Origin of the sequence: Escherichia sp. 93.1518 (genome assembly GCF_013368915.2) — a bacterium.
GTDB lineage: Bacteria > Pseudomonadota > Gammaproteobacteria > Enterobacterales > Enterobacteriaceae > Escherichia > Escherichia ruysiae.
The window spans coordinates 234,362-244,817 of the sequence record NZ_JABWMT020000003.1 but is presented as its reverse complement, the minus strand read 5'-3'; the positions used below and the strand labels follow the sequence as shown (position 1 = coordinate 244,817).

General features: G+C 52.0%; 7 protein-coding genes. 5 read left to right on the top strand and 2 right to left on the bottom strand.

Annotated elements, in window-relative coordinates; all coding sequences use genetic code 11:
• Nucleotides 1-1,696 (bottom strand): autotransporter outer membrane beta-barrel domain-containing protein (locus HEN21_RS03825; RefSeq protein ID WP_286135165.1); only part of this gene is annotated, 1,696 nt, incomplete at its 3' end.
• Nucleotides 1,697-2,276: 580 nt separating this feature from the next.
• Between HEN21_RS03825 and yahO the strand changes: the two genes are divergently transcribed.
• Nucleotides 2,277-2,552, top strand: a complete 276-nt coding sequence (gene yahO, locus HEN21_RS03820; protein ID WP_000848012.1) for a DUF1471 family periplasmic protein YahO — start codon at nt 2,277-2,279, stop codon at nt 2,550-2,552.
• 108 nt (nt 2,553-2,660) lie between these two features.
• Here yahO and prpR read toward each other — a convergent pair whose 3' ends face one another.
• Complete coding sequence (prpR, locus tag HEN21_RS03815) at nt 2,661-4,247, bottom strand: propionate catabolism operon regulatory protein PrpR (RefSeq protein ID WP_176251682.1); 1,587 nt, start codon at nt 4,245-4,247, stop codon at nt 2,661-2,663.
• Between the two features lie 238 nt (nt 4,248-4,485).
• On the opposite strand from prpR, the gene prpB reads away from it, so the two are divergent.
• The 4 genes from prpB to prpE all read left to right on the top strand — a co-directional run bounded on the left by prpB (nt 4,486) and on the right by prpE (nt 10,365).
• Complete coding sequence (prpB, locus tag HEN21_RS03810) at nt 4,486-5,376, top strand: methylisocitrate lyase (RefSeq protein WP_000052181.1); 891 nt, start codon at nt 4,486-4,488, stop codon at nt 5,374-5,376.
• 156 nt (nt 5,377-5,532) lie between these two features.
• Complete coding sequence (prpC, locus tag HEN21_RS03805; RefSeq protein WP_176251681.1) at nt 5,533-6,702, top strand: bifunctional 2-methylcitrate synthase/citrate synthase; 1,170 nt, start codon at nt 5,533-5,535, stop codon at nt 6,700-6,702.
• A gap of 285 nt (nt 6,703-6,987) precedes the next feature.
• Nucleotides 6,988-8,439, top strand: a complete 1,452-nt coding sequence (prpD, locus tag HEN21_RS03800; RefSeq protein ID WP_001275871.1) for a 2-methylcitrate dehydratase — start codon at nt 6,988-6,990, stop codon at nt 8,437-8,439.
• A 39-nt stretch (nt 8,440-8,478) separates the two neighbouring features.
• Nucleotides 8,479-10,365, top strand: a complete 1,887-nt coding sequence (prpE, locus tag HEN21_RS03795; RefSeq protein ID WP_176251680.1) for a propionate--CoA ligase — start codon at nt 8,479-8,481, stop codon at nt 10,363-10,365.
• The last annotated feature ends 91 nt before the right edge of the window (nt 10,366-10,456 follow it).

Here is a 10,456-nt window from a genome sequence, read left to right as displayed (position 1 = left end):
TGGCCACATAGCTGCCAATCTCCGGGCGATACTGATGCTTTCTTTCCGGCTGCGGAACAGATGGCGTAACAGGCGGCTCCGGTGTCACTGGCGGTTCTGGTGTTACAGGGGGTTCTGGTGTTACAGGAGGCTCAGGATCTGGTTCCGGGACTACAGGCAGTTCCGGTGGGGTATACGGTCCTGCGGGAATTTCACTGGTTAAAAACCAGTTCTGGTTGTCGCTTTTGGTCACGTTGTAATCATAGGGACCGGCAACAATACGCCCCTCTTTACTGAAAACGCCCTCTGACAGGCCGTCAACCTCTACAATTTTTATCCCTTCCAGGGTATCCGCGCCCAGGCCGCCCGCATTGTTGACCATGATGCGGGTGCTACCGGAAGTATCACCTTTTACGACGAGTTTATCCGTTGCGGAATTATCATCGCCTAATACAGTATGCATGACTAACAAACCATCACTGGCAGTATAGTTGCCGTTAATGGTCAGTGTGGTCGGCGTGAACTCGTGGCCTTGTTCATACGAAGACAGCGTTGCTGTTCCAGCCAGCGCCAGCGTTTTTAACGCTTGCGAATAACCGTTTAAATCGAGGTGTCCACCACCGTCGACAATAAAATCGGAGTTGGGGCTGAAGGTATTCTCTTTACCCGCACGTAGGCTGCCTTTGGTTATATAGGTATTACCGGCATAGTTATTCATACCGGATAATGTTGTCGTCCCGGAGCCGACCTGGTTAACCTGGCCGTTTCCCTGTATAGGTGAGGCCAGGAGAAAATCGGTACTGGAGTGATTAAAGTTTACTACCGATGTGGAGGAAGCATCTGCGGCTCCCAAATGAATAAATGGCGTATTAATCGAACCTGCAGGCTGTTCAGCCTCACCTTGCGCACCACCAATATTTAAAACGCCTGTGGCGCCAGGTGCGACAGTAACCCAGATAAACGAATTGGCATTGATTGTTGCACCGTTATTAACGGTAAGGATACCGGTAGTATTAAAAGCAACATCTGGGCTGAATCCACCAAGATAAACATATTCAGCATTCAATGTTGAATTTTTACCGTCAACCAGAACCTCGCCATAACTATTACGATTTTTTGATGTACCATTGCCTGGATAAGCATATCCAATAGCTACCTGAGCTGAGGTAGTGAGTGTGCCGCCATTAGTAATACGTAAATTGCCGGTTCCCTGATCGCCAACAAGAGCAATGTTAGAGGAAACTGATGAGTTTTCCCCATCAATAACCATCAACCCTTTGGCATCACCATAATACTCACCAATCCTGAGTTCCTGCAGGCCACTTATCTTACTGCCTTCTAACACGTATACGGTGCCGGAACCTTCATTTGTACCCAAATACATTTTGGAGGTAGGGGTATCAAACTGCCAGTTGGTATGGTCGGATAAAGTGAGGGAACCTTCAGAGTTATTGCCTACGGTAGCATTAGCAGTAATAAGTGAAATATTTTCAATGAGTAATGAGCCGTTAGAGTTTTGGCCTACATTCAAAGAAGTAAAATGATTCCATCCGGGAGCATAACCCTCAGAGGCAATAACTTTTGCTTCTTCGCCATTATTAATGACAACAGTGCTATTTTCATCTGTGGGTGGGGTTACGGCCAGAGATACGGGTGTGGATAATATTGTTGAAATGGCTATAGCCAGGGTTGATAAAGCATGTTTTGCTAGTTTCATATCACTCACTTTCATCCTTAAATTTAAATGGCGAGATGTTTTTATTGCACTGTTTTTCTTCCCGAAGCCTTGTAAGGCGTAAATATACAAGTTGCTAAATGAGAATATCTGTAATATTAGATGCCATAAATTTATTAAAGTGTTAGTTGTTTATTGCATTGATAGGTTTTAGTGGTTTGTAAGTGGTGTGAATGAATTTTTCAATGTTATTATTAAAAAATAATAGCAAATCGTCTTAAGGTTAATAATGGATAAAGCAAATAATGCTTATAAAAATCAACTCAATAGATTGTTTTGTTTTTTTTATTCAGAAAAATAATGTGGGTGGTGTAAGTTTTATATTGAATATCTGGCAGAGTGAAAATTTGAGATTTTTATAAAAAATAATTCAAATAACACCAGCGATAATTGCAGTGAAAGTTATTAACCAGTCGGACAAGAGTGGTTCGCATTAAGAACAATACAAATATATTCTCTTTTCCTGTGGATTTTTCCTAACCACTGAACTACTTATTAATCAACCCTGATGATGACTGTTAGCTTCAGGGCATTAGCCAATCACACATTATGGAGTTCACCTATGAAAACTGGAACTAAGCTCTTAGTTGGTGCGTTAGCTTTTGTTGTCACAAACGTCTATGCCGCTGAATTGATGACTAAAGCGGAATTTGAAAAGGTTGAATCGCAATATGAAAAAATAGGTGATATTTCAACAAGTAATGAAATGTCGACTGCAGATGCAAAAGAAGATTTAATCAAAAAAGCGGATGAAAAAGGTGCTGATGTGTTGGTACTGACCTCCGGTCAGACTGACAATAAGATCCACGGCACGGCAAATATTTATAAGAAGAAGTAATTCTGAAGCCATGTAAATATGCCCGATGTGCACGTCTATCGGTGAATGCAATATATTGAAATTTATGATTTTGTAGGCCGGATAGGGGGTCACACCGCATCCGGCAATTTAATTTTTCAGCCGCCGCCAGAACGTCGTTCGGCTGACGCCTAAATAATTCGCCGCTGCTGTTTTATCACCATTAAATTTCTCCAGTGCCTGTTGGGGTGTCAGCAAGGGGGAGGCGGTAATTTTCGCCGACGCGTGGGCTAATTCCGGCAGTAGCCGTTGCAAAAACTGCGGCGTTAAATCCGGCGTCGGTTCCACACTTAAAAATAGCGCCAGTCGCTCCATCATATTGCGGAGTTCACGAATATTTCCCGGCCACTCATAGTGCAATAAAACCACCTGGCAGGTATTTAACCCCTCGCGTAACGCAGCAGAAAACGGGGCGGAGAGCGCCGCCAGAGACACTTTTAAAAAGCTTTCTGCCAACGGCAGAATATCCGCACCCCGCTCGCGCAGTGGCGGCAATTGCAGACGTAAAATACTCAGTCGATAAAACAGATCACGGCGAAAACGTCCTTGCTGCATATCCTCTTCCAGATTGCAGTGGGTGGCGCTGATGACCCGCACATTTACCGGAATCGGTTGATGTCCGCCGACGCGAGTGACCTCTTTTTCTTCCAGCACCCGCAGCAGGCGAGTCTGCAAAGGCAGCGGCATTTCGCCAATTTCATCAAGAAACAGCGTGCCGCCGTGGGCAATTTCGAACAGCCCGGCGCGGCCTCCGCGTCGCGAGCCGGTAAACGCACCTTCCTCATAGCCAAACAGCTCCGCTTCCAGCAATGATTCGGCAATCGCTCCGCAGTTAACGGCAACAAACGGATGTGATTTTTTACCGTGGCGAGCGTCATGACAGGCAAAGTATTCCCGATGTATCGCCTGAGCCGCCAGCTCTTTACCGGTTCCCGTTTCTCCCTGAATCAGCACCGCCGCACTGGATCGGGCATAGAGCAAAATGGTTTGCCGCACTTGTTCCATCTGTGGCGATTGACCAAGCATATCGCTCAGAACGTAACGAGTACGCAGGGCGTTGCGGGTAGTGTCCTGGGCGTTATGCCTTAGAGACATGCGCGTCATATCCAGCGCATCGCTGAACGCCTGGCGCACGGTGGCAGCGGAATAGATAAAAATTCCGGTCATTCCGGCTTCTTCTGCCAGATCTGTAATCAGCCCGGCACCGACCACGGCTTCGGTGCCGCTAGCTTTTAGCTCGTTAATCTGCCCGCGTGCGTCTTCTTCGGTGATATAGCTACGTTGGTCGAGGCGCAGATTAAAGGTCTTCTGAAACGCGACCAGCGCCGGAATGGTTTCCTGATAAGTAACGACGCCAATCGATGAGGTGAGTTTTCCGGCTTTTGCCAGTGCCTGTAACACATCAAAGCCGCTCGGTTTAATCAAAATAACGGGCACTGACAGGCGGCTTTTCAGGTACGCGCCGTTAGAGCCAGCGGCGATGATGGCGTCGCAGCGTTCACTTGCCAGTTTCTTGCGGATGTAGGCCACCGCTTTTTCAAAGCCAAGCTGGATAGGCGTTATGTTCGCCAGGTGATCAAACTCAAGGCTGATATCGCGAAACAGTTCGAACAGACGCGTCACTGATACCGTCCAAAAAACGGGTTTATCGTCGTTCAGCCGTGGTGGATGTGCCATAGCACCCCAAAGAATTAAGAAACCGAATATTGGGTTTAGTCTTGTTTCATAATTGTTGCAATGAAACGCGGTGAAACATTGCCTGAAACGTTAACTGAAACGCATATTTGCGGATTAAGTAAGAGTGTTTTTGTTAACAAATTGAAATGTATTGATTATTTTGAGTTTATCAATTGTGGCATAGCCCTTGCTTTGTGTTTATCAACGAAAATAACAAGTTGATAACAAAGGATGGGCTATGTCTCTACACTCTCCAGGTAAAGCGTTTCGCGCCGCACTCTCCAAAGAAACTCCGTTGCAAATTGTTGGCACCATTAACGCCAACCATGCGTTGTTGGCGCAGCGTGCCGGATATCAGGCGATTTATCTCTCCGGTGGTGGCGTGGCGGCAGGTTCGCTGGGGCTACCCGATCTCGGTATTTCTACCCTTGATGATGTGCTGACCGATATTCGGCGTATCACCGACGTTTGCTCGCTGCCGCTGCTGGTTGATGCCGATATCGGCTTTGGCTCTTCGGCCTTTAACGTGGCGCGTACTGTGAAATCGATGATTAAAGCCGGTGCGGCAGGATTGCATATTGAAGATCAGATCGGCGCGAAACGCTGCGGTCATCGTCCGAACAAAGCGATCGTCTCGAAAGAGGAGATGGTTGATCGGATCCGCGCGGCGGTGGATGCGAAAACCGATCCTGATTTTGTGATCATGGCGCGCACCGATGCGCTGGCAGTGGAAGGTCTGGACGGCGCGATCGAACGCGCGCGAGCCTATGTTGAAGCCGGTGCCGAGATGCTGTTCCCGGAGGCGATTACTGAACTCGCCATGTACCGCCAGTTTGCCGATGCGGTGCAGGTGCCAATCCTCGCCAACATTACCGAATTTGGCGCCACTCCACTGTTCACCACCGATGAATTACGCAGCGCCCATGTCGCAATGGCGCTGTACCCGCTTTCAGCATTCCGCGCCATGAACCGCGCCGCCGAACATGTCTACAACGTCCTGCGTCAGGAAGGCACGCAGAAAAGCGTGATCGACACCATGCAGACCCGCAACGAGTTGTACGAAAGCATCAACTACTACCAGTACGAAGAGAAGCTCGACGACCTGTTTGCCCGTAGCCAGGCGAAATAAACAAACGCCCGTTGGTTGTATTCGACAACCGATGCCTGATGCGCCGCTGACGCGACTTATCAGGCCTACGGGGTGAACTGTAGGTCGGATAAGACGCATGGCGTCGCATCCGACAACAATCTCGACCCTACAAATGATAACAATGACGAGGACAACATGAGCGACACAACGATCCTGCAAAACAGTACCCATGTCATTAAACCAAAAAAATCTGTGGCACTTTCTGGCGTTCCGGCGGGTAACACCGCGCTTTGTACCGTAGGCAAAAGCGGCAACGACCTGCACTATCGCGGCTACGATATTCTCGATCTCGCAGAACATTGCGAATTTGAAGAAGTGGCGCATCTGCTGATCCACGGCAAACTGCCGACCCGTGACGAACTCGCCGCTTACAAAACGAAACTGAAAGCCCTGCGCGGTTTACCGGCTAACGTGCGTACCGTGCTGGAAGCCTTACCGGCGGCATCACACCCGATGGATGTTATGCGCACCGGCGTTTCCGCGCTCGGCTGCACGCTGCCGGAAAAAGAGGGGCACACCGTCTCCGGCGCGCGGGATATTGCCGACAAACTGTTGGCGTCGCTGAGTTCGATTCTTCTCTACTGGTATCACTACAGCCACAACGGCGAACGCATCCAGCCGGAAACCGATGACGACTCTATCGGCGGTCACTTCCTGCATCTGCTGCATGGCGAAAAGCCATCGCAAAGTTGGGAAAAGGCGATGCAAATTTCGCTGGTGCTGTATGCCGAGCACGAGTTTAACGCCTCCACCTTTACCAGCCGGGTGATTGCAGGCACCGGCTCTGATATGTATTCCGCGATTATTGGCGCGATTGGCGCACTGCGCGGGTCGAAACACGGCGGGGCGAATGAAGTGTCACTGGAGATCCAGCAACGCTACGAAACGCCGGACGAAGCCGAAGCGGATATCCGCAAGCGCGTGGAAAACAAAGAGGTGGTGATTGGTTTCGGGCATCCGGTTTATACCATTGCCGACCCGCGCCATCAGGTGATCAAGCGTGTGGCGAAGCAGCTCTCGCAGGAAGGCGGCTCGCTGAAGATGTACAACATTGCCGATCGCCTGGAAACGGTGATGTGGGAGAGCAAAAAAATGTTCCCCAATCTCGACTGGTTCTCCGCTGTTTCCTACAACATGATGGGCGTTCCCACCGAGATGTTCACTCCACTGTTTGTTATCGCCCGCGTCACCGGCTGGGCGGCGCACATTATCGAACAACGTCAGGACAACAAAATTATCCGTCCTTCCGCCAATTATGTTGGGCCGGAAGACCGCCCGTTTGTCGCGCTGGATAAGCGTCAGTAAGAAGAACGGCGCAGGAGGTAACAGCGTGCACAATTTGCCCGTTAGGGTGAGGGGGAAGGCCAGCTCAGGTGCGGACATATACCCTCACCCCGGCCCTCTCCCTGGAAGGGAGAGGGGGAAAAACGCGCTCCATTTTGACCAAGTGCACGAACAGTTCCCTCGCCCCTTTGGGGAGAGGGTTAGGGTGAGGGGAAAGGCCTGCTCAGAAGCAAACACTCACCCTCGATAACAGAGTAAAAAAATAACCACTTTAACTTTATAAAAAATCCGAAGGAAACGTACCCAATGTCAGCTCAAATCAACAACATCCGCCCGGAATTCGATCGTGAAATCGTTGATATCGTCGATTACGTGATGAACTACGAAATCAGCTCCAAAGTAGCCTACGACACCGCACATTACTGCCTGCTCGACACTCTCGGCTGCGGTCTTGAAGCCCTTGAATACCCGGCCTGTAAAAAACTGCTGGGGCCAATTGTCCCCGGCACCGTCGTACCCAACGGTGTGCGCGTCCCCGGAACTCAGTTTCAGCTCGACCCCGTCCAGGCGGCATTTAACATCGGCGCAATGATCCGTTGGCTCGATTTCAACGATACCTGGCTGGCGGCGGAGTGGGGGCATCCTTCCGACAACCTCGGCGGCATTCTGGCAACGGCGGACTGGCTTTCGCGCAACGCGGTCGCCAGCGGCAAAGCGCCGTTGACCATGAAACAGGTGCTGACCGGAATGATCAAAGCCCATGAAATTCAGGGCTGCATCGCGCTGGAAAACTCCTTTAACCGCGTCGGCCTCGACCACGTTCTGTTAGTGAAAGTCGCTTCCACCGCCGTGGTCGCAGAAATGCTCGGCCTGACCCGCGAGGAAATCCTCAACGCCGTTTCGCTGGCGTGGGTGGACGGTCAGTCGCTGCGCACTTACCGCCATGCACCGAACACCGGCACGCGTAAATCCTGGGCAGCGGGCGATGCCACTTCCCGCGCGGTACGGCTGGCACTGATGGCGAAAACCGGCGAAATGGGTTACCCATCAGCCCTGACCGCGCCGGTGTGGGGCTTCTACGACGTCTCCTTTAAAGGCGAGTCGTTCCGCTTCCAGCGCCCGTACGGTTCCTACGTTATGGAAAATGTGCTGTTCAAAATCTCCTTCCCGGCGGAGTTCCACTCCCAGACGGCAGTTGAAGCGGCGATGACGCTCTATGAGCAGATGCAGGCAGCAGGCAAAACGGCGGCAGATATCGAAAAAGTGACCATTCGCACCCACGAAGCCTGTATTCGCATCATCGACAAAAAAGGCCCCCTCAATAACCCGGCTGACCGCGACCACTGCATTCAGTACATGGTGGCGATCCCGCTGCTGTTCGGGCGCTTAACGGCGGCAGATTACGAAGACAAGGTTGCGCAAGATAAACGTATCGATGCCCTGCGCGAGAAGATCAATTGCTTTGAAGATCCGGCGTTTACCGCTGACTACCACGACCCGGAAAAACGCGCTATCGCCAATGCCATTACCCTTGAGTTCACCGACGGCACGCGCTTTGAAGAAGTGGTGGTGGAGTACCCGATTGGTCATGCTCGCCGCCGTCAGGATGGCATTCCGAAACTGGTCGATAAATTCAAAATCAACCTCGCGCGCCAGTTCCCGACTCGCCAGCAGCAGCGCATTCTGGACGTTTCTCTCGACAGAACTCGCCTCGAACAGATGCCGGTCAATGAGTATCTCGACCTGTACGTCATTTAAGCAAACAGCGGTAAGGCGTAAGTTCAACAGGAGAGCATTATGTCTTTTAGCGAATTTTATCAGCGTTCGATTAACGAACCGGAGCAGTTCTGGGCTGAGCAGGCTCAGCGTATTGACTGGCAGACGCCCTTTACGCAAACGCTCGATCACAGCAATCCGCCGTTTGCCCGTTGGTTTTGTGAAGGCCGAACCAACTTGTGTCACAACGCCATCGACCGCTGGCTGGAGAAACAGCCAGAGGCGCTGGCATTGATTGCCGTCTCTTCGGAGACAGAAGAAGAGCGCACCTTTACCTTTCGCCAGTTATATGACGAAGTGAACGCGGTGGCGTCAATGCTGCGCTCACTGGGCGTGCAGCGTGGCGATCGGGTATTGGTGTATATGCCGATGATTGCCGAAGCGCATATTACGTTGCTGGCCTGTGCGCGCATTGGCGCTATTCACTCGGTGGTATTTGGTGGATTTGCCTCGCACAGCGTGGCGGCGCGGATTGATGACGCTAAACCGGTGCTGATTGTCTCGGCAGATGCCGGGGCGCGCGGTGGCAAAATCATTCCCTATAAAAAATTGCTCGACGATGCGATAAGCCAGGCGCAACACCCGCCGCGCCACGTATTGCTGGTGGATCGCGGGCTGGCAAAAATGGCGCGTGTCAGCGGGCGGGATGTCGATTTTGCGTCGTTGCGCCATCAGCACATCGGCGCGCGGGTGCCGGTGGCGTGGCTGGAATCCAACGAAACCTCCTGCATTCTCTACACATCCGGCACTACCGGCAAACCTAAAGGCGTGCAGCGTGATGTCGGCGGATATGCGGTGGCGCTGGCGACCTCGATGGACACTATTTTTGGCGGCAAAGCGGGCGGCGTGTTCTTTTGCGCGTCGGATATCGGCTGGGTGGTGGGGCATTCGTATATCGTCTACGCGCCGCTGCTGGCGGGGATGGCGACAATTGTTTACGAAGGATTGCCGACCTGGCCGGACTGCGGCGTGTGGTGGAAAATCGTCGAGAAATATCAGGTTAGCCGTATGTTCTCGGCGCCGACCGCCATTCGCGTGCTGAAAAAATTCCCTACCGCTGAAATTCGCAAACACGATCTCTCGTCGCTGGAAGTGCTCTATCTGGCAGGAGAACCGCTGGACGAGCCGACCGCCAGTTGGGTGAGCAATACGCTGGATGTGCCGGTCATCGACAACTACTGGCAGACTGAATCCGGCTGGCCGATTATGGCGATTGCTCGCGGTCTGGATGACAGACCGACGCGGCTGGGAAGCCCAGGCGTGCCGATGTATGGCTACAACGTGCAGTTGCTCAATGAAGTCACCGGCGAACCGTGCGGCGTCAATGAGAAAGGGATGCTGGTGGTGGAAGGGCCATTGCCGCCGGGCTGTATTCAGACCATCTGGGGCGATGATGACCGCTTTGTGAAGACGTACTGGTCGTTGTTTTCCCGTCCGGTGTACGCCACCTTTGACTGGGGCATCCGCGACGGTGACGGTTATCACTTTATTCTCGGGCGTACCGATGATGTGATTAATGTTGCCGGGCATCGGCTGGGGACGCGCGAGATTGAAGAGAGTATCTCTAGTCATCCGGGCGTTGCCGAAGTAGCAGTGGTTGGGGTGAAAGATGCGCTGAAAGGGCAGGTGGCGGTGGCGTTTGTCATTCCCAAAGAGAGCGACAGTCTGGAAGACCGCGACGTGGCGCACTCGCAAGAGAAGGCGATTATGGCGCTGGTGGACAGTCAGATTGGTAACTTTGGCCGCCCGGCGCATGTCTGGTTTGTCTCGCAATTACCGAAAACGCGATCCGGAAAAATGCTGCGCCGCACGATCCAGGCGATTTGCGAAGGACGCGATCCGGGGGATCTGACGACCATTGATGATCCTGCGTCGTTGGATCAGATCCGCCAGGCGATGGAAGAGTAAGGTATTGTTGGATGCGTCGCGTGGTGCATCCAACAGTTGTGCGCCGATGCCTGATGCGACGCTGGCGCGTCTTATCATGCCTACCCACTGT